Genomic DNA, 22,898 nt, shown 5'->3' with positions numbered 1-22,898 from the left:
TATCAACCTTTCTCTTTTTCAAATTCTAGGCGTTTACGAAACGCCATAAGCTGCAGAAATACGGCATTTTTTAGCACAACAACTGCCAATTTCTTAGATTCTATTTTACCATACAAACCACATGTCCACCAGTCGAAAAAAGCCTAATCTATCCAATCTATCCAATTTTTTATGATCTTATATTGGCTCCTGTCACAAAAAAGAGCTGAATAGCTTCCTGTATAATTCAAAGTGTAGAAAGTAAATGATTTTACAAAAATAGATACCTAAGTTAAACTGTCATTGCTGACCGGCCAGTTAGCAAATGAACAGAATAAGGAAGGTATCTACAAATGAATTCTACACAGAACAAGAAGATTGAGCAAGTAAAAAGAAACAACAATAATTGTTGGCATTGAAAAGCATTCTTTCAGAGCTTTTAACTGGAGAGGCATCGAGCTTACCAGAAAGCCTGTAGCGTTTTCAAACTCTATGGAGGGATTCAACAGCTTTTACAATACGATTGTGGAACTGATGCAGAAAAGTGAACTTGAAGAGGCACTGGTAGGAACAGAGCCGACCGGTCACTACTGGTTTGATCTTGGGCAGTTCATGGGCGAAAAGGACATAAAGTTTGTGATGGTAAATCCGCACCATGTGCATAAGACCAAAGAATCAGATGACAGCAGTCCATCTAAAAATGACAGAAAAGATCCTCGTGTTATTGCAGAGCTTGTAAGGGATGAACGGTATTTTTATTCATATATGCCGATAGGCATATATGCAGAACTGCGGAATGCGTCAAACCGCCGGTTTGTGCTTGCAAAAGAACAGACAAGGGCGAAGAACCGTCTGCAGAAGTGGATTGCAGTGTATTTCCCGGAATATAAGGAGATTTATACACACATAGATGCCAAGGGAGGGCTGCTGGTATTAAAACAGGCACCAACTCCTGAGGAGATAGTAAGGCTTGGAGTGGACGGTATCATAAAGATATGGAAAGATGCTAAACTCCGAGGAAATGGGCATAAGAAGGCTATGTTGATTTTGAATGCAGCCATGAAAAGCATAGGATTAAAGGCAGGCCTTACAGAAGCCAGAATGGAGATACAGGATCTGATAGAGGATTATGAACTCCAAACAAAACGCCTTGAACGTGTCAATGACCTGATCAAAGAACTATGCCAGCAGATCAGTTATGCGGATAAGCTACTTGAAATAAAAGGTATAGGAATAACAACAGTAGCTGATTTCATAGCAGAAGTCGGTGATATCACGCGCTTCGATAGCACGAAAGGACTTCAGAAACTGGCAGGATTGGAACTGGTAGCAGATAGCTCTGGCAAGCACAATGGAAAGACAAAGATAAGCAAAAGAGGACGCAAGCGTCTCAGATATCTTCTTTTCGAGGCAGCGATATCGGTGGTGGGAAAGAATGAAGGATTCAAAGAAATCCACAGGTATTATACCACTAGAGAAAAGAATCCATTAAAAAAGATGCAGTCACTGATAGCAGTAGCATGTAAGCTGATAAGAGTATTCCATGTGATCCTTACCAAGGGAATCAGTTATGATGCATCAAAGATATTGAAAGATATTCGACATCCGGGAGAGCAGTTAAAGGCTGCATAACCGAGCAATAAAGAACAACCATAATGATTACAGGAAGCGTCCACCGAAAGATGCTGTAATCGGAGTGTTTGGATCAGTGATGAAAGTACAAAGAATGAGCTGGTAGCCGGCAGGAATTTTCTCCGGAGGGCATGACCCTGATGAATAGCTAAGCTGGCACCCTGGTTATGGACAGGCAGAACGAAGGAAGTGAGGACCCACCGTAAGGATGATGATCCTGTTGGACATGAAAGGTGAGCTGCCATATAGGGATAGGTACACATCGAGGCCATTTAGAACGAATAGTGATGACGTTTTATTTGGTGCACCCATTATTACTATATATATGCTCTGTATGAGGTAAAGATCACTCCATAACCTTAGTTCTATTCAATGACAGGTATCAAAAAGTATTGAATTGATTGAAAATCCAGTATTGATTTTGAAGCGTTTATGAAAAGGGTGCTCTGAATCTTTGGAAAGCATGCACTATTGCATTAGAATACTCACATTGTTCATATTGAATTTTACCAACTTCTTCACAATGCTTATAGTCTACCAAAAAGCTTGACCACAACAAATTAAGTCGGCACTTGGGAATGTCTAAAAAAGTGTGTAAGTAAATTGTCTGACAATTTCCCCTTTGCCTGCTTGACTACCTTGCTTTAAATGCCGGAATGCCAGTCAAGGTAAGGGTTCCAGCCTTGACTGACAATTCTGGCATTTGATAAAATCTTGAGAGCAGGTTAGAAAAACTTACACAGTTTCTATTACATTCTCTCGCACTTTCCGTTATTCTGCAAGCGAAAACAAGAAATTTCTCTACAACTTTATCACAATACTGTTCTCATATTTTCCATCATAAAGTATTTCTCTTCTGTCCGCCTAATTTGTTCTGATGCATTTTATTCTGCATAATATTCTTCCCCTGTATCCAGACAAATCACCGCCAGTCTTCCATTGTTTTTGCCTGCTCCGCAGTCAATCGCAATGTGATTATTTTTCTTAAAGATATATCCGGGTCTGCTGTTTCCAAGAATATTCTGCGTAGGGGTGTGTCCGCTTACCACAGTAATGTTTTTGAAATATGTGATATCAAAATCGGTTCTTTTCCACACAAGTTCTTCCACGGAATACTCCTCAAGCCGCCTTGATTCCGAAAAATATTCCATCCCTGCGTGAATCAGCCAATATTCCCCATTATTTATGATCTTCTTCCCATACGGACGAAATGATTCTATATATTCCACTACCTGTCGCCGCTCTTCCTGCGGAAGTTTCAAGAACTCCTGAATTGTGCTGATTCCGCCGTTCAACGTCCATTCTGCAAAGGACTGATGTGCCTGTGATGACAGTTTATGAAGAAAGTCCTTCGAAAGTTCCGATACCAGAAGTTTCAGACACGGAAGAGCCATGAGCTCATGGTTGCCCATAATGGGAATGATATTAGGGTTTGCCATCATATATTTCAAGGTATTCATGGAATCCGGCCCCCGGTCGACTACGTCACCCAGTACATAGAGTGTATCATCTTTTCCAAGGGGTATCTGCTCCATCAGGTTCCTGAACAGCTCATATTGTCCGTGAATATCACTCATCGCATAAATCATTTGCTTTTTTCCATCTCTCTTACAAGATCACAAAGTTCTTCTTCCCAGTCACTGATTTCCGAATACCAGATACATCCATACACACCTGGAAGTTTCATATTCCTTGAAGAACATACGATAATGTTGGTTTGATTTCCCTGCGCCTGCAGAATCTGAACTAATTTTTCTCCCGCTTCTGTGTCGCTGATGGCTCCTGACCTCATTGGAAAATGCATATCTGTGATGATCAGATTGAACGGCTCTCCTGCGTTTTCTGCATCTTTCAACATTTTCAGACCATCTTCCACATTAGACACCTGCTCAACCGATGCCACACCACAGCGATTACCTAATATTTTTCGAATTGCATTTGCCTTATAAACACTGTCCTCGAAGTTCAGAACTTTCATATTCTACAGCCGTCCCTCTCATTTTTGTTGTTTGTGCTTTTCATACGCTCGTATCTTCTGTTCGCTTTTGTGTTCTTTCAGAACACCATTTAGATTCTATTTTCTACTTCCAAGCACCATATTGAATGCATCATAATTCTGCGTGTCGTTTCTGCTGCAGAACACCGCATATTCTATCGTGTCGAAATAGGATGCATATTTTTCCTGTACGCTCCGAAATGCCCGTGCTACAATTCTTGGCGGGTTGCAGAAAGCGCCACAGCCAAACGCGCCTAAAATCAGAACTTCCGCTCCGTTCGATGCTGCCGCCTGAAAAACACGTTCCAGCCTTTGCATCTGAAGTTCGTACAGTGCTTTCTCACTAATCTTAACCGGCGCATTTCCTGCAGACGGGTTCATGGCATTGCTTGGTTTCTTTCGGAGATTCGGGGCTGCGCAGGTAATGATGTCTACCTGATACCAGTCTTTTTCTTCCATTCGTTCCGGCGCAGAGGTATCGGTCTTAAATACGACGACTTCTGGTGTATATAGCAGATCATCATTATAGCGTGGATCGCCTGCTTTCCGGTGCGGTTGATAGAACTGATGCCACATCGTTTCTGTGTCCAGGCATGGATAAAGTGTGCTGCATCGGCAAAGACATTCTTCCTGTGCTGTGCTTCCCCGTGTTACACCGCTGCCGGGGTTGGTTGCAGAGGCGAAATTCAGGACACAGACTCGTTTTCCGGCTTTTGCGTATGCAGAGGCGGCTTCGAAGCTTCTTTTGGATGAAACAATCGTTTTGCAAGGTGATTTTCCAGATTCAGGAAGTGCAATCGCCTGAGATGGAACATACAGTTTTTGGTTCTGAATTGAAAGCTGAACTGCCTGCTGAAGCTTCTGGCTTGCTTTTATCATATCCATGGAATCCTGAAATATCGCGATATTATTACTTCTTCTATCCATTACACTTCTCCTCCCGTATTCCTATCATACAATGCTGTTCTGTTGAAAATCATACACCTTATCCTCCAGCTTCGTCCAGGCTTTTACATAGTCCGCATCGATAAAACAGCCCCTTGCCTGTCGAAATGCACCTGGCTGCTTGCCGCCTTCCGTGGCATATAATCCTGTATCCCAGCAGCCTGCTGATAAGCTGTTGTCTCTCAGGATCAGCAAGCATACCTCGAAGTCATTTGGATAATCGCCATCCTTTATGTAGTGGAATCCGGTGAATGTAACGCGAATATTCTCTGCCTTGAATTTTATAACAAATTGTAACTATTCAGAGCCCCATTCCGATTCCGCTTACGCTGCATCTCTTCTTCCATCACACAACACTGTTTTAAATGAAATGCAATTCCATACTGCACCATTTTTTATAGCCCTCCTGCCGCAATATCTGCGTATAATCTTTATCTCGAATCTGCTCCAATGCCTTCCGGCAATCTCTTTCCAGATCTTTTTTCTCATCTGTATACTTCACTTCTATCACAATTCCTGTTTCTGCATCTCCCGTTTCAATCACAATATCGCTGAATCCTTCTCCCGATTCTCGATTGGAAGATACACGCCAGTCATTTTTATAGCTTAAGATTCCAAGCAAAATTCCATGATAGAAATTTTCTTTCAGTGATTTCCGCACAAAGGTATCGCGTACGCTGACTGTCTTCTGCAAATATAAATCCAAAAGACTTTCCACCTCTGCTGCTTTTCCCCCAAGCAGTGCCTGGCAGAACTGTTCTGCCATTTTCCCGTCTTTTTTCACTTCCTGCTGAAACAGTGTAAGAATCCGTTCTGTTATGATATTTCGTATTTCCCGGTTTGGAATTGCAAGGCAATAGCGGCCATCGCTTTCTCTTCCGCGCTGTGTCAGGTATCCAGTCATGAAAAGTGTACTCCACAGATGATCCATGGTCGAATACAGGTCATTGTAGGTAACCATTTCATCGATTTGTTTGATCACTGTTTTTCCATTTACCAGCCATTCCAGTTCTGTTTTTGTGAGCATATCCGGTTCATTGATGCTGTCGATAAAATGATGAATCACACTGTTCCCGCTTGTATTCATCCAGTAATTTTCCGGCTCGGCCTCTGGATTATGGATATGATCATTGCAGTAATTCACAACATCCCATGGACAGTACACATCTGCTTTTCCGAATCGGTATCCGTCATACCATTCTTTTACCTCGTCATATCGGTCATCCATTTCATAGTCATGCAGCATGGTCTTTACTTCTTCATCTGTAAAGCCGAAGGTTTCATCAAATTCTGTATTTGTAATCGAATATACTTTGAAATTATTCAGTCCGGTAAAGATGCTTTCTTTTGCAATTCGCAGGCAGCCCGTCAAAACAGCAAAGGCAAGACTGCTGTTTGTCTTTAGAACATTTCCGAACATATTTCGAAGCAGCAATACTATTTCATCATAATATCCATTTTCATGGGCTTTTGCCATCGGAACATCGTATTCGTCAATCAGGACAACCACTTGCTGTTCATAGTGAACTTCCAACAGTTCTGTCAGTTCCTGAAGACCGCTGGTAATGGTGTCTTCTTCCATATTTCTTGTCAGAAGTTCTGAAAAAAGTGCTTTATCAACCCGGCTCAATTTGTCGCTTTCCAGAAGAAATTGAAATCTTCTTGCCTCACGATTGATTGTTTTTATGAGCTGCGCACGGGCTTTTTCATAGGAATCGGCATCAATTCCTTTTAAGCTGATGGAAATAACGGGATATTTTCCCATATATTGTTCACAAATCTCTGTATTCTTAGAAATCTTCAAGCCGTCAAAAAGTGCTGGATCCGTTCCAATTTCAAAGAAATGCTGAATCATACTCATATTCAGGGATTTTCCAAAACGGCGTGGGCGCGTAAAAAGCGTGACCTCACTTCCGTTATTTAAAATCTGTTCTACAAGGGAAGTTTTATCTACATAATAGTAATTTCCATTGCGAATCTTTTTAAAGTTGTCAATCCCGGTCGGGAGTTTTGGTTTTCTCATCTTGAAACCTTCCTTTCCAACTTTTGCGGCTTTTGACACCAGCAGCTGTGCTTATGTTCTGATCTCTATTTTAGCGGGTTTTATTTGCTTTGGCAATGGTTCTTGTCGATTTCTAATCTGTCCAATTTCATAATCTTGCATCAACTCCTGCTAATAGAAAAACATAATAACCTTCTTTCATTTTTTTATTCTTTATTTCTATCTTGAGATACTCTTTCCATTGTTTTTTCACACTTTTTTGCCGATAATTTACTTAATCCCAAAGCCACTCTCCCAGATTTCCTAAATCATTTCCATCTTCATCATACAATTCACCTGTGCTTCGATCAAAGTAATCGCCGCTTCCCTCAATTTTATTTCCATTTTCATCTACGTACCAGCTATGATACATTCCTGCACTCCAGTCATCTCCATTAGAATTACTGCTGGATCCGGAGCCACTACTGCTATCATTGCTGCTGTTATCGTAATAATAGTCGCTTTCTTCTGTCCCTGAATCACCGCTAGACGCACTTTCTGAGTTCTGGCTTGCCTCGGTTACGGCAGCCTCTTCCGCTGCTTTTCTCTCGGCCTCTTCCTGTGCCGCTTTTTCCGCAGCTTCCTCTTCTGCTTTCTTTTTCTCCTCTTCTTCTGCCTTTTTCTTCGCTTCTTCCTCTGCTTTTTTGCGAGCCTCTTCTTCCGCTTTCTCGATCGCGGTCACTCTGTCATTATATTTTGTCATGTATTCATCAATCGTACTATTATATTTGTCAAAACTGTCCTGCTCGATGGTATTATAATTTTCGAAGTCATCTTTCAAGGTATCTTTGAATATCGTAAATTCGCTGGAAGCACTTTTGAGTGCTTCCTTATCATCCATTTTTTCAACATCATCACCAATTTTATCCGCAATTATTTTGATCGTATCGTCATATTCGGATACAAAGGAGTTCTTCATCTGCGCAATGATTTTTTCATAGTGTACAGAGCATTCCTTATAAGCGCCTTCTGTCTTTTTATATTTTTCCGCACTCTCCATCTCTTGTTTCAATGCTTCCAGTTTTTTATCTCTGTCTTCTCCTTTTTCAAATCTCTGATATTCCTCATCAATCTCACTGTTTTTTGTCTCAATCGCCTGCAAACGAAGCTCCTCCTGGTGACGGTCATATGCTTTTTTTGCAATAACACCAGTTCCTGCACAAACGGCAAGGATGCCAACTATGATTAATATCAAAATTCCGTTTTTCTTTTTCATCTCATAAATTCTCCTCGAAAATTTTGTTTTTTTCTACAACGGATGAACAGCATAAAACATTTTTGTCCCTATCTCAAACACAAGGACTTTTTCCCCACTTTTTACCTTCTTATATGTTTCAAACTCACATTCTCCTTCTATAACTCTTTCACTCGTCTGAACTTTGATGTAGTATCTTTTTTTGTCATATCTTCTGACAGCACCTTGTGAGTTGTATCTAGTTTTTTCTTTTACAGTACCCCATTCATACCACTCCATTTCCCACTGTGCACTTTTCCGCCATTGTATCAGAAGATAAATTGCTGCTACCCCAAATATTCCAAGACCTGCTATCCCAAATATTTGATCTTTTAATTCTATAGTTTCTGTCTGCCCGTAAAAACAAACGGTACCAGCGAGTACCTCCAAAAACAAAATCATCAACGCACTTTCCAGATATTTTTTTCTCTGTCTTTTTTTCCACCATAAAAAAGATTTCTGTTCGTCCCAAAACTGATTTTGAAAATACAAATGTTCTTCCCTCCTTACTCTGCTTTCTTTCCATCATATCTCGCAGTTTAGATAAACCCCTGCCTGATAAAAGGATTTCTCCCCTATCAGCAAGGGTTCATCTATTTCCTATGTTACTACCAGATTTTTCTATTTTCAAATATTTTCTATTCGATTACAGCTGGTCTTGCTTCCGGTGTTTCTTCTGAATCATCTTCAACACTGCCCGTATTACTTTCTGCATTGTTTTCTACGCTGTCCTCTGTATTATTTTCTGTACTGTTTTCTACATCATCCGATGGTTCCTTCGCCGGTGAAGCGATTCTTTCCGCATCAAGAGATACCATTTCCGCTCCTACCATAGAAGCATTGCTTTCCGATGAAAACTCATTTACCGGAATCAGCTGCTTTGTCACAGTATCGAAATCAAAAACATGCCACACATTTCCTACGCCAGAGGCCGGAACATGATAGGTTTCAATCCGTTTTGTTCCCAGGTAAACTTCTACTTTTGCCCCGGAATTTGCCAGTGCATGACTGTCCAGTTCTGCACGATTTGTAAAATCGTGCACATAAAAACTGTAGGTTCCCGACTGATTCATCTCGTATACCGTTGTCGTTTCCGGTCCATATGATGTCGTATCATCCAGATCCAGAAATGCAGGTATTGTGCTTTCTCCGGTTTCATCGAACTCATAATATGTTTTATCTCCATAGAAAATATGGAATTTTCCGGTTCCGTCAATCGTTGGTCCCCACAAATGAGAATCCAAATCGCTTGGCTCTTCTCCCCACAGCAACACAATTCTCAAATCGCCTGAAGCAATACTGCTGTTTCCATCCGGAACCATCGTTCCATTCCAGTCATGATTTCCCTTTCTGGTAACTGTGACATTGAAGTGATCGGTGATGTAACCACCTTTTTTCATTACAATCGTATAATATCCGATCGGTAATTCTACTTCATAATGTCCAAACTCATCCGTCACAGCTGTTTCTACAATCTCTCCATCTGTTTTATTTCTATTATGATAGATTGTCAGGATTGTATCCGAAAGTTCTGTTCCATTTACCGAATTTGTAATGGTTCCACCTATGATTCCGGTATCCAGCGTACCGTCCTCTCCTTCTGCCATCAGCAGACGTTCTCTGTAAATTCTGTCTGTTCTTTCCAATGGCTGGATATCTTCATCGGTAAGATATCCTTTTGCTGAAGTACGGATCAAATAATGTTTTCCTTCCTCCCAGAACTTGATGTTGTGCCAGAGATCAAAAGGAACTTTCACGTATAATTTGTAATCACCGTTTTCATCCGATTCCGTTGTTGCTACTAGTTTCGTTGCGTTATCATTCTTATCCGTTTCATATGCCTCTATGGTTGCACCAGATATGTATTGCGATGTATCATCTGCATTTGCGACCTTTCCTTCTATCACAACAATTGGATCATCATCCTCAAAACTGCATCCAGGAACTATTTTTAAGTTTTCAAGGTGAACCTTACGTTTCAAAGGACTATTATATTCGTTCCATATCTCCCAAGTCAACTTACCTTTCAACCACTTGTTAAGCACTGTATCTTCAAATGCATTCAACTCCGCATAAAGTGTAAATCCACCATCAAAGCAGATATCACCGCTTGATCTTACTATAGCTGATCCTCCTAGTCTGATTCCTCCGTCTCCTGAAAAGTCCAAGAGTTCCTGATGAAAAGTTTCTGCCGCCACTTCTAATTTCGGACCAAGTTTTGCTTCTCCTGCAACACCATAGTTTGCAGATATATCTACATCCCAAATTGGTCTTGGTTGATTATCCAGAATCTGCGCACCTACGGAACCCGATAAACTGCATTCTGCTGTAATCGTGCCCGCTGCATTCAAAACAAGATCAATTTCAACAACCATTGCTGCAATATTCGAACCGGCAATTGGTATCCTTCCTAGTGGGACTTCTGTATACAAGCAATCATCTCTTACTACAATCCCTTTATCATCTCCATCCAGATCTTTTCCAATTTCTCCCGTGACAGTCAGGCCATCCGTTAATACAACAGATACATTTTCTATCCTATGATTTCGATAATCCACTTTGAAATTATAATCTACTTCTGGTTTATCTACCGCAACGGTATAGTTGAACGACCAGTCATTTCCCAAATCTGCCGTTCCTTCTAATTCTACACCTCCCGTTTCTGTCATCGTAAGTGTTGTGTCCCCAAATACTTTTTGATATTGATCCAGCAAACCATACGTCTGTATCTGATTTTCCTCTTCCGGTGCTGTAATAGGAACAAACTGTGAAAAGTCAAGATATCCTTCTCCTGCCACATCCATGGATTCCAGAAATTCGTCTAATTCCGGTGTTGTATACTGAATCAGTACATCATTTCCTTCTATCCGTGAATTCACAACTTTATATGCATCAGAATATCCAATGACAATAATATCATTTTTTTTCAGATTCTCTGTTTTTTCTGAAAACGGCAGACATAGTGTTGTCCCGTCATCGGAATGCTCTATCGAATCTTCCAGCCGGATTACGCCTTCTTTGAATACTACTTCATCCTTATTTCCGCTGACTGTTGTACTATCCCATGTTTTCTCTGTAACATTGAGAATATTTTTCGCTTCTTTTTCTTTCAGAGGGCGAGTTGGATAAAATTTGTCATTTTCCAACTCCAGTAAACCCAGATTCACGGCAAGAAATGCTTCTTTGGGATTTGTGACCTCACTGGCATCGGCGCATTGAATCTCCTCGTCTGCCTGATATCCCATACTCCGGACTGCCGTAACAGCAGCAAATTCTCTCGTTGCAAGATCGTCTGGCTGAAACGCTTCTCCACCTGCAATCAAGATCCCATGGAAAACCGCATTTTCTATATCCTGTTTGTATTCCGAATTTGAAATATCCGAATAGGAAGGCTCTGCGCTTTCTTCTCTTGCAGCATATCCGTAAATTTCCAGTAACTCATGAATCCATTCCCCTCTGGTATAGGTTTTCTCTGGATCCTCTTTTTCCTGAAGCTGATAGGAAACCTCTCCTTTCAGTTCCAGTGGGGTTCCCCCTACGATAAGACTGGTGCTCACAGAAATCATTTTTGCATTTTCAAGTGTTTCTGCTTTTGTTGGCATTGCTCCTGCTGCTGTACCTGCTAAAGTAATTACCAGCAACAGTGATAACAGTTTTTTTCCTTTTCGTCTTCTAACTGCTATAACAGAAAGAATGACAATCCCAGAAATCACACCTAAAACAATCCAGATCTCAACCTTGCTGCTATCTCCTGTTCCTGGATTGCTTTTTACATTTTTTGTGTTTTCCGCGTTTGCTGTCTGACCTGTACTTTTTACGCCAACGCTTTTTAAGCTTTCTTTTTGCTCCTGCTTCTGGTCGTTTTTCTGATTGTTCTGCTGTTCATTCTGCTTGTTGTCCTGCTTTGGTTCTTCCCCATTGCTTGAATTTCCATCTTTTACGTTTTCTGTTGACACGTAAGTAACCGCTGCAGAGATGGATTCTCCCGGCTGTAAAGCAGCTGCCGTCTTTACTTCTTCCGCGTTTTCCGCAAGCTTATAACCGTCTGGTACATAATTTTTTAATGTTACATTTTGTACAGCTTCTTCATTCGTGTTTTCTACACTTAAAACAGCTGAAATTGTTTCCCCTTTTGCATAGGTATCTTTGTCCGTAGTTAAAGTAACTTTTATTCCATCCTGCTCCTGCACAGCGCCCAAAACCGGCACCATAAAGATGCCGCTGCAAAGCACCATTGCCAGTAAATAAATCAAAGTCTTTTTGAGTCTTCTCATTTTTCCTCCTCATACCCTGTATCTCTTGCTTATTCTGATCCAGCTACTTTAAAGCTCTTCAGAATGCGGATCACCTGTTTTTCTTCCTGTGATGTGAAGATTCCATCTGGTGCCTCTGCAATAAAGGCAACCGGTGTCGTGTAATTAAACGAAAACTCGTCTACGTTTCCGGCTTGACCTGCAAATTCTACCTCGCCAAGACGGGATGTCGGAATAACAGCAAACATCATGCTGTCTACCGGCACATAATCATCATCAATTCCGGCCATCATCTCGCCGGTGATATGTATCCGTGCTACCATGAATTCACCCAGATCCGAGCAGTCACGATCGGTTCCCCATGGATATCCCGGTACGAAATCTGAAGTGTCTGCCTGTGAAATCTGTGCCTTCAGCATATCGCGCGAATAGCCTCCGAGTGCACCCTGACAGTACCAGAACGAAACAGTAACGCCTCTGTCATTTACCAGAACAACGTTTTCTCTGACAGCATCCATCGGACCGCCAACTTCCTCTGTCTGGATCTCCCAGCCTCTTGGAACTTCAAATTGAAATGCAGTGCTGTCACAATGATTCACTTCTCCATACCGCGTAACATAGGTATCTCCCTGTTCTCCCGTGTCTGACCATTCCAGATCGCCCTGCCAGTCAGAACTGGATTCCCAGCGATCCGACCATACCGGCTGCTGTTCTTCCGTAAAAAGTTCCTGTGTATCCCGGAAGGTTCCGCGGAGCCGCGGCGTGATGGCAAGATCCAGCGCACCGGCATAGCCGCCAAGATCTTCTTTCTCGCTCACCTTTGCCTGACCATCTGTCTTTCCTTCCAGTCCCTCATACAAATCCAGACTGTTTTCTCCGCACAACTTCGGAACCATATGCAGTTCAAGATATCCGCTCAGAGTTCCCGTTCCCTCCGTGGTACTCCAGTGAAGCCCCTCGGAAGTAACCTGGCCTTCTTTGATTTCTTCTGCCGTTTCCGTTCTGCTGTCATACCGCACACCAACCGTGCTCTCTTCGACTGCCTGGAAAGAAAGTGACCTTCCGCCTTCCATTGTGCCCGATGCTCCTGCTGTTATTTCCATCTCATTTGTAATCATGATCGGCACACCTTCGATGGTAAATTCAATGTCCGGCAGGTCATCCTGAAAAACAGTTGTTTCTCCGTTGCTGTCTTCGCAGGTACCAGAACTGCTGTTGACGGAGAGATCTGCCTTACTTCTCACTGCAATGCTGTACTGAAACTCTCCATTTTCTACGTCAAGCTGAAAATCCAGTCCACAGTTCCAGGCTGCCTCTCCCCAGTAGCTGAAAGGGTCACTCGTCTCCTCAAAAGATGTCTGAAATGCATACTCGCCGTCCTGTCCATTTTCCTCTTCAGATAAGTTTTCTGATTCGCTGACGCTCTTCTTGGTATATACAAAATGACGTACCACATGGACTTTTTCAAAGACATCCGCCAGAGATGCATCTTCTGTTTCGACCCAGTAACCATCCGTTGCCTTTTTGACCTGAACTACTTTCCGGATCAGTCCATCGGATACCCTGGCTGTTTTTCCTGCTACGATAACATCGCCTTCCTGATAACCCGGATCCTTTTCAAATTTCATGCTATGATCCGAAATTTCAAAAGGCTGCTCCTCATATTCTGTATCCTTCGTGATTACTTTTACATTCGATTTTACAATAATACCGCTGTTCGATTTTTCCTGTTTTGCTGCCTCTGAATCTACTGTGTTTTTTTCTGCGGTATCTTTCTCCTGTGTTTCCGTACCTGCACTTTGTACTGTTGTCTCACTCTCTTCTCTTTTCTGGTTCCGGTGATTTTGAACCGCAAAGATTCCAATCTGGGTACAGGCCAGAATGGCAATCACACCAATTGCTATGCGCATCCATTTTTTCATTTTCAGGCTGCTCCTTATTCTGCTCTCGTTATTTTAAATACATTTTCCGACTGCCCCAGACCTTCCATCATGTCCGAGCCGACATAATAGTATATTAGAACATCCGATTTTTCAAAAGACATTGGATCCGTTGGTTTCAGAATCCAGTCCCCTGCTGTCAGGTTAAAATGCATACTCTCCCTATCGAATGTTCCTCTGGCTGTGTAACTGCCATTCTCAATGATGCCTTCCAGGATTTCATCTGGATAATAGCTGTAGATTACACTCCACTCATTTTCGCCTTCTTTTGTAAAGTCTAACTCTACCTTTCCATTGTCTCCTGCCCCGACATAAGTTCCTGTCCACTTTCCGCTGATGTCGATGGATGTCAGGTCTGCTTTTGCGCTGACCATCGGGTCATTCCATCCGCCTTCATAGGTGTACTCAAACTGTGCTTCCAGATCGAACTCAACATTTTCTCTTTCGATCGTTCCACTGCACATATAAATCTGATCTCTTCCCTGATCCGTTGTTTCCTGGCTTTTCAGTTCAAATCCCTTTACTTCTGTTTTCCGGATTTGTAGATTCTGTGATCTCCAGTCATCCATGTCCGCTTCCTGGTCAACATAGCCCATGTCATCACCGCCAGGCACGATCACTCCGCCATCCAGTTTGTCCAACAGTTCATCTGCTGTAACATTCAATGCTTTGTCCGATTTTATTTCTGCTGTCATCTCTTCCTGATCTGTTACTGCAACCAGTTCCCACTGGTCAACCTGAAATTCATAGTTTGCTGTCATTGTACCCGATGCTTTTTCTACATCGCCGTCTAAAGTCACTTCAACCGTAACCGCGTCTGTTCCTTTGTTCAGATCTGCCTTGTGATTCTTTACCGTAAAGCTGTATTCCGTCCACTCATCCATGGACCATGTTTCCCCATCGACTACGACGGATTCGTTTGCAAGGGTACTGTTGATTTGCTCTTCCGAAACCTCCTTCAGCGGTTTTACAACCCATTCTCCCGGCGGATTTGCATATATATCCTGCACTTCCCAGCCATTGTTGTATTTGTGATATGTCAACGTTACTTTCTTTTCATAGGAAACATCATCTTTTTCTGTCGTAATATTAGTTAATACCTTGTCTGTTTTCTGCTTTTTGTCGGTATCGCGATTTTTGATTTCAATCTTTGTGATGGTCTCATTTTCTTCCAGAATTTTTCCTTTTCCAAACGTACGGATATCTTCCTCAACATCACTATCTTTTGGTACACTGCCGGAGCAGGCGGTCAGCATTAAAAATAATGCCATTATCATTGTCCAAAATATGATAAATTTTCTTTTCATCTTCTTTCCCCCATCTATTGTTATTTTGATACAACAGCCTCTTCAAAAGCATCTATCTCTGTTTCTGAAGAGGCTGTTATTTTCCTATTTTGGTGCTGAAAAACCAGTTATACCTATTCTTTTTTACTTCCATGGAATCTCATCAAACTTGATTTCCCTTCCCGATTCTTTTTCATAGAATTTATGTTTTCCGCTTCTTGCTTCTTCCAGGCTGCACACTTTTCTTTCTACGACGGAATTGTCAAGTTCGATATAATCCCCCATAAATCCATGAACTTTATACAATTTGATTCCTCCAAATTTTTGATAATCTACAATGTAATGATCATTTGATGACATATTTCTTTTCCTCCTGTCATTGTTTTGTTTGTGGTATAAGTGATATTGTTCTTTAATCGAATGTTTCCACCCCTTTCCGACAAACTCTTGGGCTAATGAAAATATAATAGCCACCACAAATTTTATCTTTTCATTTCACCTTGTCTACTTTTCGCATTTTTTCTTTTAGTGTAATACATTCTCTCTTTATTTGCAATATATTTTGTCTTGCATTTTGCAATGCATATTTCAAGTGAGTCATGCAATACAATAAAACAGACTGGACTTCCAGTACTCTTTAAAATCAGAATACAGCCAGAAAAAAGCGCACTGAAATAAGCTGTCCCCAAAACAGCTTTTTCTTCATTTTTCGATTTCGCAGATTCGAAAAATTTATTTTTTGCCGAACCTTTTTTGAAACACCTTTGTTATGTTTTATGCTGCCCGTAGTTTCCACATAAGATCCGGAAGCATGCTCCGTTCTTATATTCTCCGGCAGCAGAATGGAGTTTGATATGGCATTTCAGTTAAAAGGCAACCGCAAGGAAACGGAAAACAAAACCATCCGTTTCCCCATTCACCTGATCGATCAGATCGAACAGGCAATTTCCGATTCTGACCAGGACATTACCTTTTCCAGTTTTGTGATTCAGGCGTGTGAGTATGCGCTGGATCACATGGACGCCCCGTCAGAAGAACACAATTAACTTTTATTTTTTTCAAAGCAGATTTTTATGGTTCGACGTGCATTTTCTGGCTGTTCTCTGCTTCTATTTTATCTTACCATGCTTCTTATTTTTTTCAGGACAAGATCCTGTCCTAACTCAATTCCACAACCTCATCATACAGACACACAAACACCTCTTCCACTTCCGCATCTTCATGAAAGTGTCCGAAATACCATTTCTGAAACTCTGTCTCATCCGCCACGCGCTGCAGGTACTGGCGGAGTTCCACCTCATCGTCAGACAGCTCTCCATACCCCATTGCCGCGGCCACATCTCTTGGGGCGGTGTGGGTCAGTATGTAGTCCACCCGGAAATCTTCTTTTTCCAGATTTTTCCATCCTTCTTCGTACTCTTCCCGTGACGGAATTTCCTCCGGGAACCACGAAATTCCCTCCGCGCGGGACATTTTGTCAATGCTGTAAGCCCCTCCGAAGGTAAAGAATTTCAGCCCGTCAATCGTAAAGATCTGGCCGCGCATCAGATGGATCATGTTGTCCTCAATGATATGCACCTTTCCGCCGTTCCACTGCTCCACGGCGTAGGAGTTCAGCTGTTCGAAGTTCTCATGATTTCCGTCGATAAACAGTGTCGTCACCGGCAGACTTCGGAAAACGGCTCTCGTATTCGCTTCGTATGCTGCAGAAAAGCCGCAGATGCCGACATCTCCGCAGATGATCAGATAGTCATCCCGGGTGTAGTCGTCTTCGTGCTCGTTAAAATAGCGTACAACTTTTCCAATATCAAAGGTGCCATGGGTATCGCCTGTAATGACAATGCTCATTCTCAGCGTCTCCTTTCGTGTTCTCTGTTTCTGTTCTCTAAAGTATCGCAAAACATCATCCGCAAATTCTGTCCGCTTTCTCTGCCGCTGCTATCGTTTCTTGCAGAGACACAGACTACGCCGCACTATTCCCGAAAATAAAACACTTCTCCCCGTGCCCGGAACGGCAGCCGATTTCCTCTCGGAAGCAGAAATGCATGCTCTCGTCTTACCTTCAGGTCATTCTCAATCTCCCCGTCCGTAATAATCAGAATCGGCCCGTCCTTTGGAAAATCGTTCGCCTGTTCCAGACAATCCACGCCCGGCTGCAGTATGGTTCCTCCTCGTCCCGTGACTTTTACCCGTCCGGCAATATCTTCCGGTGCCAGATATCCCGCATCCGTCGCTTTGGCATCACAGAAAATGATTCTCACGAACGGAACATCTTTCGCCGCGGCATAGCTGGCGATGGAGCCGAGTGCCATACCGATCTGTTTTGCACTCATGGAACCGGACGTGTCCACGACCACACCGAATGTCCGGCTCTCCAGATCCTGCTCGTAATACGCATATCCTGGCCTTGGAATATCCGGCGTGGCACCCTGCCGTCTGCTCGGCCGCGCATAGGTGCGGTGTTTTTCCAGCGGTGGAAACTGTACATCAAACCACTTCGCCAGCGCGGCATCCCAGGGAATGACCGGCATCGCAAGCGCCCTGATTTCCTGCACCAGCCCGGCCGGCAGGAAACCACGATTGTGCTCCTGATGGTAATCCAATCCCTCCCGCAGTGCGTTTTTCAGCAGTTCATCCAGGCTGACCCCGTTTTCTCTTCCAGTAAAATGCGGTCTGTTTCCGTTAAACATATCACCTCTGCCAAAGCCCCGGAAGGTGTTTCGTTTTTTGTACTTTCGGATCTCTTTCACGATCAGATCATAGATACTTTCTGCCGATTTGTTGTGAAGTGTTTCATCATACAACAGCCCATCCGGCGGCATTCTGCCGATCTCCATTTCGTGCAGCCAGTCGTTGATGACGTAGTCGCAGGCGATGTTCCACAGAAAGAAGTCACGCCCATTGCACCGTTTCTGGTGCTGCAGTCCGGCATGGAGATATTCATGCGCGAGAACAAAAATCCACTCTTCCTCCGAAAATCCGCACGACGGATTGGCATAAATGATTCCCTGCTCTGCGTCAACCGCGGCAATATGGATTTCATACCGATGGCACATTTCAATGTCCTCCACAATTTTAAATGCAGCCGCAAGACCTCCGAGCAGCGGATAATGGGACAGGAACCATTCTGCTGCTCTGGAAATGACGGTATTCTTTTTCGTTTTAAGATCGTATCCTCCCGCATCGCAGAGTGCAGATTTGATGGAATGAGTGACTGCATAGGAAAATTTTTCAGCATATGCATTTCTTTCTCCCTTTTTATAAACGATCGGCCGCTCTACCCCGATCATATCCTTTAATTTTTCAGAGTTTGTCCCACAGATCTGCGCACCATTATCCTGGTGCTTCAACAGATATTCATAAATTTTCTGCTCGCTGTTCAGTTTGATCGGATATGCTTCCGCCGGATCTGCGCAGATCGGCTCGCCGAGGCGGATGTCATAAAGGAATCTGGTAATGTAGATATCACAGGCTTTGTTCCAGAGTGCCGGGACAAATTCGCAGTCGGAAGGGATGCTCGCTTTGTCAAAGTGGCCGAACGCCAGGTGCAGAAGGTTGTGTGCCATCACATAGCACCATTGTTCCGGCGACAGGTTCGCCCGCATGTTGACGTAGATATTTCCATCTTTCATAACACAGGCCAGACTTCCTTTTGCATTCAGATGGGAGGGCTTTGCAGTGATGTACCCATCCAGTTGATGAAACAGTGTATTTTTTTCCAGCAAACCAAAGCCGGCCTCCACTCTGCGGTACCCGGCCGGCTTTTCTTCTTCGCGGTAATACCGGCTTCGAACGTATGGCATCCTTTTCTCCTTCCTTTTTTCATCCGACGAGCCGCGGCAGATCGCGGATGATTTCCATCATAAACCAGTCCGGCAGTGCCTCCGCTCCATCAGCTGCGACGGTCATCTGGGCGATTTCGAAATTGATGACTGCGAGTTCTTTGATCATGCCCTTGGCGCGGTACGCAAAGGAAAGCATGCCGCCGGAAATTCCCTGTTTGCTTTTCGGCAGTTCTGCAAGCAGTCTGGCGCGGAAGGACTGTGCGAGAAAATACAGCACATCCCGGTTTTCCGGCTTGTCCGGCCATTTTGCTTTCTGCGCGATAATGTCATCCAGGAGATGTGTGTTGCGCAGTGTTTTTGTGTAAGCAAGAAACATCCCCGCATGCTGTTCCAAGAGGCAGGCGTACGCCATCATTTTTAATGTTTCCTGCGAAATATTCTGCTCCCCGGCCCGGTATTCCTTCAACGCATCGCTCAGCATGTGCCAGGAACGCGGGGTGGAAAACGGTTCTTCGGTTTTCGGCGGTTCGGAAAAGAGGTGATCCGGCCGCTGGATGATATAGTCAATGACCCACGGATGGAGTCCTTCTGCCTGCGCCCACTTGATCCACTGTCCCACATCCGCTTTCAGCTGCACATGGAACATACGGTTTAAAAGGGCGGACGACATCGTTTTTACGATCGCGCTGTCCTCGGCACGGTTTCCTGCTCCGATCACAATGCTTCCCTCCGGAAGATGGTATTCTCCGATCCGCCGCTCATGGATCAGAGAATAGAAGGCTTTCTGCACTTCCTGCGTACAGGCGTTGAGTTCGTCCAGGAACAGGACATACGGCTCTTTTCTGGCGATCATCTTCGGCGGAAGGAATTCCGATGTCTCGCCCCGGATCTGCGGAATGCCGATAATGTCCTCCGGCGCGAGCTGGCTTCCAAGGAGCGACACACACGGCAGGCCGACTTCATCTGCGAATTTTTCCACTAACGCGGATTTTCCGATGCCGGGCGCACCCCAGATAAAAACCGGCCGCACCGGCGCAACCTGAAGCAATACTTCTAATAATTCATCCTGTGTTACACTGATTGGTAAATGCATCTGATGTACTCCCTTCTGTTTCGATCCTGTGTCTTTTCAAAGCGGATATTCGCAATCCACTTTACCACTTGCTTGATTTGACTAAATCACTTTTTCTGCCCTGCCGTGATCTTACTGTGCTGCATTACAACGTGTCTCACCATATTTCTCTGTATTTTCCAGTTTCACTGTCATATTCCAGCACCGGAATTTTTCCACTCCGCCAGGTGGTTCCGTCGAGATAATAATGACTCTGACCGTCATGCCAGATACCGTCATATATTCTGTTTCCACTGATTTTTGCCGTGGAAATGTGGCCCGCAATCACATCCTTATAGAATGCTCCGCGGCTTACCGTTCTTTTCCCCACCATCAGCTCCTCGCTGGTCACGCACAGCCAGTCTTTACCGCCCCATTCGGCAATTCCGGCGTGCACCAGAATCTGGCGTTCTGTTTCATAAAAGTAAGGAAAATGGCGCATCCAGGTGATCAGATCCCCCGCATCTTCGAACATCAGCCGTACTGCTTCTGCATTTCTGGAATCCTCTGAGAGGTGTGCTTCTTTTTCCAGAAACTCTTGAAAATGTTTTTCTTTCAGAAAGCTGTGCAGCGTTTCATAGTCTCCATCTGCATCCGATGCCAGCCATTCCCGGCTGCGATATTGCTCCACACTGCCGATATGCCGGTTGACATCCGCATATTCTTCCAGCCAGTCCAGCAGTGCTTTTTCATGGTTTCCCATCAGGGCAATGACTTTTTCCGAACCATATTTTTCCTGCAATGCCCTGACTTTTTCCAGCACCGCCCGGCCATCTGGCCCATAATCTATGTAATCGCCCAACAGAATCAGCTGGTTTTTCCCCGAAAGATCTGTTTTTTTCAGAGCTGCCTCGAATGCCTCCAGAAATCCGTGAATATCCGACATCATATATCGCTTCATTGCTTTTCCTCTGTTTGTTTATACGTAGAAAGTTTCCTTCGTTTCCAGGCAAAGGCATCCCAGTCTTCCATTCTCAAAGCCGCAGCCGCAGTCACACAGATAGACGTTTTCTTTTTTATTCTTCCAGATGGATCCATTTCCCATGTTCTGATGGCCGCAGACGGAAATATATCCATGCACTCCCTCATGAAGAAAAACCTTGTACCACAAATCCCCCATCAGATAATAGTTGTCCAGTTTCCATTTCCCCGGTTCTGCCGTACAGGCATGGGCAAGCAGATACGGCTGACCATCTACCTCGATTTCCACCTGTACCGGCCAGGAAAGGATGCGCTCTGCGAGCTGCTTTAAATCAACTTCCGTCAGGCGTTCCTGTAAAAGATGGAAGGAATTGTACGGATACGGCTGCAGGAGGGCGCGGTCTCTCTCATCCATCCCGTAATAGTGGAAAATGTAATTGGCAAGCCAATGATCGTGGTTGCCGCGGATCACAGTACATTTTTTCCCCAGCTTCAATACCTGAAAATACACGCCCGCCGGGTCTGGATGATCCATGCAGCGGTCAAACAAATCACCAAGCAGATACAGGTGGTCGTCCTCTTTGAGATCAATTTTTTCCAGCAATTTCATGAACCGCCAGCTGTCGTTATGTATATCGGTAATAATATAGTGCATCCAAAATCTCCTTTTCTTTCGCAGCTTTCGTGTCAGCTCCTGCAATCTTCAAAGCTTTTGTTATCCGCTCATTTTTCCCAAAACGGCTTTCCTGCTTGTGTTTTGGCATGTCCTGTTTCAAAAATCTTCCCGCTTGTTCTGCTGGTTCCGAATCCCGGTCTTCTGATACTGGCATCATGGAACGTCTAAAATCGTTCACCCATTGTTGTCCGAACTGTAAAACTCTTCCCCCGTTTCCAGACAGATTGCCGCCAGCCGCCCTCCCGGGAAGCATGCGCCGCAGTCGATCGCAATGTGGTGATATTTTTTATAAATATACCCGGGATTATCATTTTCCGGAATCGTCTGCGTCGGTGTATGTCCTGTTACCAGATTTGTATCCGCAAAGTATTCCTTCTGATAATCTGGTCTGGCCCATACAAGATCGTGCAGGGAATATTCCTCGATCCTCTTTTCCGGTGTGAATCCCCCCAGCCCTCCATGCACCAGCAGATACTGTTTTTCTCCCACTGTAAGCTCCTCATACAGACTGAAATCCTCCAGAAAATTCAGTACTTCCTCCCGCATCTCGGGATCCAGCGCCCGAAATTCCCGGATCGTAGCATCACCGCCGTTATACTTCCAGCGAACCAGATTGTCCAACAGTTCAGCATCCACTTCCTCGATGGCAAGATCTGTGATTTCCTGACAGAGAAACCGCAGACATTCCAGCGCCATCACCTCATGGTTCCCCACGATACAGAACGCATTCGGCATTTCCATCAGTTTCAATACCACCTTAATCGGATGCTCACCCCGGTCTAAAACATCACCCAGAACATAGAGCGTATCTGTATCTTTCAACTCAATTTCTTCCAGCAGCTCCATAAATTTCTCATACTCACCGTGAATATCAGAAATAACGTAAGTAGCCATAAACAGAATCCTCCCTTTTTCATCCATACGAATCTGCATACGTTCTCCATTACCAGCTTATCTTACCATACTTCCTGTTTTTTACCGGACAAACTCTTGTCCCTCCTTTTTTGCATAATGTACACTCTAGAGCGTGTCTGAAAAAGGCTTTTCGCAAGCTGCGAGTCCCAGTTTGTGGAAATGATTTTTCAGACACGCTCTAATA

Annotated in this window: 20 protein-coding genes and 1 pseudogene; 2 read left to right on the top strand and 19 right to left on the bottom strand. The window is 43.8% G+C overall.

Features of this window, described 5'->3' with window-relative positions:
* Positions 1 to 332 precede the first annotated feature (332 nt).
* Positions 333 to 1,611: pseudogene (locus DXD02_RS05675) on the top strand (IS110 family transposase).
* Between the two features lie 884 nt (positions 1,612 to 2,495).
* On the opposite strand, the gene DXD02_RS05670 reads toward DXD02_RS05675, so the two are convergent.
* From DXD02_RS05670 to DXD02_RS05620, 11 genes are all read right to left on the bottom strand, one after another.
* Entirely contained in the window at positions 2,496 to 3,200 is a 705-nt protein-coding gene (locus tag DXD02_RS05670; protein WP_118666524.1) for a metallophosphoesterase, read from the bottom strand.
* Positions 3,197 to 3,589, bottom strand: coding sequence for a response regulator (locus DXD02_RS05665; RefSeq protein WP_055228083.1), 393 nt, complete (start codon positions 3,587 to 3,589; stop codon positions 3,197 to 3,199). Before DXD02_RS05665 ends, DXD02_RS05670 begins: the two co-directional genes overlap by 4 nt.
* 96 nt (positions 3,590 to 3,685) lie before the next feature.
* The gene (locus DXD02_RS05660) at positions 3,686 to 4,534 is read right to left on the bottom strand and encodes a TIGR02452 family protein (RefSeq protein WP_118666523.1); all 849 of its coding nucleotides are present in this window, start codon (positions 4,532 to 4,534) and stop codon (positions 3,686 to 3,688) included.
* 24 nt (positions 4,535 to 4,558) lie between these two features.
* Positions 4,559 to 4,747 carry a hypothetical protein gene (locus DXD02_RS05655; protein WP_118666522.1) on the bottom strand — a complete coding sequence of 63 codons (189 nt, stop codon included), beginning with the start codon at positions 4,745 to 4,747 and terminating at the stop codon, positions 4,559 to 4,561.
* A 166-nt stretch (positions 4,748 to 4,913) separates the two neighbouring features.
* Positions 4,914 to 6,575 carry an AAA family ATPase gene (locus DXD02_RS05650; RefSeq protein ID WP_330425984.1) on the bottom strand — a complete coding sequence of 554 codons (1,662 nt, stop codon included), beginning with the start codon at positions 6,573 to 6,575 and terminating at the stop codon, positions 4,914 to 4,916.
* A 253-nt stretch (positions 6,576 to 6,828) separates the two neighbouring features.
* Entirely contained in the window at positions 6,829 to 7,809 is a 981-nt protein-coding gene (locus DXD02_RS05645; RefSeq protein ID WP_118666521.1) for a hypothetical protein, read from the bottom strand.
* 33 nt (positions 7,810 to 7,842) lie between these two features.
* The gene (locus DXD02_RS05640; RefSeq protein WP_118666520.1) at positions 7,843 to 8,319 is read right to left on the bottom strand and encodes a hypothetical protein; all 477 of its coding nucleotides are present in this window, start codon (positions 8,317 to 8,319) and stop codon (positions 7,843 to 7,845) included.
* A 146-nt stretch (positions 8,320 to 8,465) separates the two neighbouring features.
* Complete coding sequence (locus DXD02_RS05635) at positions 8,466 to 12,101, bottom strand: hypothetical protein (RefSeq protein WP_118666519.1); 3,636 nt, start codon at positions 12,099 to 12,101, stop codon at positions 8,466 to 8,468.
* Between the two features lie 29 nt (positions 12,102 to 12,130).
* Positions 12,131 to 14,002: a hypothetical protein gene (locus tag DXD02_RS05630; RefSeq protein ID WP_118666518.1), complete on the bottom strand. Its 1,872-nt coding sequence runs from the start codon at positions 14,000 to 14,002 to the stop codon at positions 12,131 to 12,133.
* 14 nt (positions 14,003 to 14,016) lie between these two features.
* Positions 14,017 to 15,291 carry a hypothetical protein gene (locus tag DXD02_RS05625; protein WP_147399070.1) on the bottom strand — a complete coding sequence of 425 codons (1,275 nt, stop codon included), beginning with the start codon at positions 15,289 to 15,291 and terminating at the stop codon, positions 14,017 to 14,019.
* Between the two features lie 159 nt (positions 15,292 to 15,450).
* The gene (locus tag DXD02_RS05620; RefSeq protein ID WP_118666516.1) at positions 15,451 to 15,666 is read right to left on the bottom strand and encodes a hypothetical protein; all 216 of its coding nucleotides are present in this window, start codon (positions 15,664 to 15,666) and stop codon (positions 15,451 to 15,453) included.
* Positions 15,667 to 16,160: 494 nt separating this feature from the next.
* Between DXD02_RS05620 and DXD02_RS05615 the strand changes: the two genes are divergently transcribed.
* Positions 16,161 to 16,352: a YlcI/YnfO family protein gene (locus DXD02_RS05615; protein WP_055220177.1), complete on the top strand. Its 192-nt coding sequence runs from the start codon at positions 16,161 to 16,163 to the stop codon at positions 16,350 to 16,352.
* Positions 16,353 to 16,464: 112 nt separating this feature from the next.
* Here the strand turns inward: DXD02_RS05615 and DXD02_RS05610 are convergent, their stop codons facing one another.
* The 8 genes from DXD02_RS05610 to DXD02_RS16355 all read right to left on the bottom strand — a co-directional run bounded on the left by DXD02_RS05610 (position 16,465) and on the right by DXD02_RS16355 (position 22,875).
* Positions 16,465 to 17,154: a metallophosphoesterase family protein gene (locus DXD02_RS05610; RefSeq protein WP_118666515.1), complete on the bottom strand. Its 690-nt coding sequence runs from the start codon at positions 17,152 to 17,154 to the stop codon at positions 16,465 to 16,467.
* Positions 17,155 to 17,279: 125 nt separating this feature from the next.
* Positions 17,280 to 19,109: a DUF2201 family putative metallopeptidase gene (locus tag DXD02_RS05605; protein WP_118666514.1), complete on the bottom strand. Its 1,830-nt coding sequence runs from the start codon at positions 19,107 to 19,109 to the stop codon at positions 17,280 to 17,282.
* 19 nt (positions 19,110 to 19,128) lie between these two features.
* The gene (locus DXD02_RS05600; RefSeq protein ID WP_118666513.1) at positions 19,129 to 20,184 is read right to left on the bottom strand and encodes an AAA family ATPase; all 1,056 of its coding nucleotides are present in this window, start codon (positions 20,182 to 20,184) and stop codon (positions 19,129 to 19,131) included.
* 136 nt (positions 20,185 to 20,320) lie between these two features.
* Positions 20,321 to 21,103, bottom strand: coding sequence for a metallophosphoesterase (locus DXD02_RS05595; RefSeq protein WP_118666512.1), 783 nt, complete (start codon positions 21,101 to 21,103; stop codon positions 20,321 to 20,323).
* Between the two features lie 18 nt (positions 21,104 to 21,121).
* Complete coding sequence (locus DXD02_RS05590; RefSeq protein WP_117509785.1) at positions 21,122 to 21,778, bottom strand: metallophosphoesterase; 657 nt, start codon at positions 21,776 to 21,778, stop codon at positions 21,122 to 21,124.
* Positions 21,750 to 21,977 (bottom strand): hypothetical protein, encoded by a 228-nt coding sequence (locus tag DXD02_RS05585; protein ID WP_117509784.1) that lies wholly within the window; start codon positions 21,975 to 21,977, stop codon positions 21,750 to 21,752. Before DXD02_RS05585 ends, DXD02_RS05590 begins: the two co-directional genes overlap by 29 nt.
* Positions 21,974 to 22,693, bottom strand: a complete 720-nt coding sequence (locus DXD02_RS05580; protein WP_117509889.1) for a metallophosphoesterase — start codon at positions 22,691 to 22,693, stop codon at positions 21,974 to 21,976. The genes DXD02_RS05585 and DXD02_RS05580 overlap by 4 nt, the downstream gene beginning before the upstream one ends.
* A gap of 62 nt (positions 22,694 to 22,755) precedes the next feature.
* Entirely contained in the window at positions 22,756 to 22,875 is a 120-nt protein-coding gene (locus DXD02_RS16355; RefSeq protein ID WP_416388126.1) for a DUF6783 domain-containing protein, read from the bottom strand.
* Positions 22,876 to 22,898 lie beyond the last annotated feature (23 nt).

This window comes from Blautia sp. TF10-30 (assembly GCF_003481245.1).
GTDB lineage: Bacteria > Bacillota > Clostridia > Lachnospirales > Lachnospiraceae > Fusicatenibacter > Fusicatenibacter saccharivorans.
Note: the sequence above shows the minus strand (reverse complement) of the source record. Positions and strands in the feature narration are given on the sequence as shown.

Coding starts and splice junctions, on each gene's coding strand:
- DXD02_RS05670 (WP_118666524.1), bottom strand. CDS start 3,200: ATGATTTATGCGATGAGTGATATTCACGGACAATATGAGCTGTTCAGG.
- DXD02_RS05665 (WP_055228083.1), bottom strand. CDS start 3,589: ATGAAAGTTCTGAACTTCGAGGACAGTGTTTATAAGGCAAATGCAATT.
- DXD02_RS05660 (WP_118666523.1), bottom strand. CDS start 4,534: ATGGATAGAAGAAGTAATAATATCGCGATATTTCAGGATTCCATGGAT.
- DXD02_RS05650 (WP_330425984.1), bottom strand. CDS start 6,575: ATGAGAAAACCAAAACTCCCGACCGGGATTGACAACTTTAAAAAGATT.
- DXD02_RS05645 (WP_118666521.1), bottom strand. CDS start 7,809: ATGAAAAAGAAAAACGGAATTTTGATATTAATCATAGTTGGCATCCTT.
- DXD02_RS05635 (WP_118666519.1), bottom strand. CDS start 12,101: ATGAGAAGACTCAAAAAGACTTTGATTTATTTACTGGCAATGGTGCTT.
- DXD02_RS05630 (WP_118666518.1), bottom strand. CDS start 14,002: ATGAAAAAATGGATGCGCATAGCAATTGGTGTGATTGCCATTCTGGCC.
- DXD02_RS05625 (WP_147399070.1), bottom strand. CDS start 15,291: ATGGCATTATTTTTAATGCTGACCGCCTGCTCCGGCAGTGTACCAAAA.
- DXD02_RS05620 (WP_118666516.1), bottom strand. CDS start 15,666: ATGTCATCAAATGATCATTACATTGTAGATTATCAAAAATTTGGAGGA.
- DXD02_RS05615 (WP_055220177.1), top strand. CDS start 16,161: ATGGCATTTCAGTTAAAAGGCAACCGCAAGGAAACGGAAAACAAAACC.
- DXD02_RS05610 (WP_118666515.1), bottom strand. CDS start 17,154: ATGAGCATTGTCATTACAGGCGATACCCATGGCACCTTTGATATTGGA.
- DXD02_RS05605 (WP_118666514.1), bottom strand. CDS start 19,109: ATGCCATACGTTCGAAGCCGGTATTACCGCGAAGAAGAAAAGCCGGCC.
- DXD02_RS05600 (WP_118666513.1), bottom strand. CDS start 20,184: ATGCATTTACCAATCAGTGTAACACAGGATGAATTATTAGAAGTATTG.
- DXD02_RS05595 (WP_118666512.1), bottom strand. CDS start 21,103: ATGAAGCGATATATGATGTCGGATATTCACGGATTTCTGGAGGCATTC.
- DXD02_RS05590 (WP_117509785.1), bottom strand. CDS start 21,778: ATGCACTATATTATTACCGATATACATAACGACAGCTGGCGGTTCATG.
- DXD02_RS05580 (WP_117509889.1), bottom strand. CDS start 22,693: ATGGCTACTTACGTTATTTCTGATATTCACGGTGAGTATGAGAAATTT.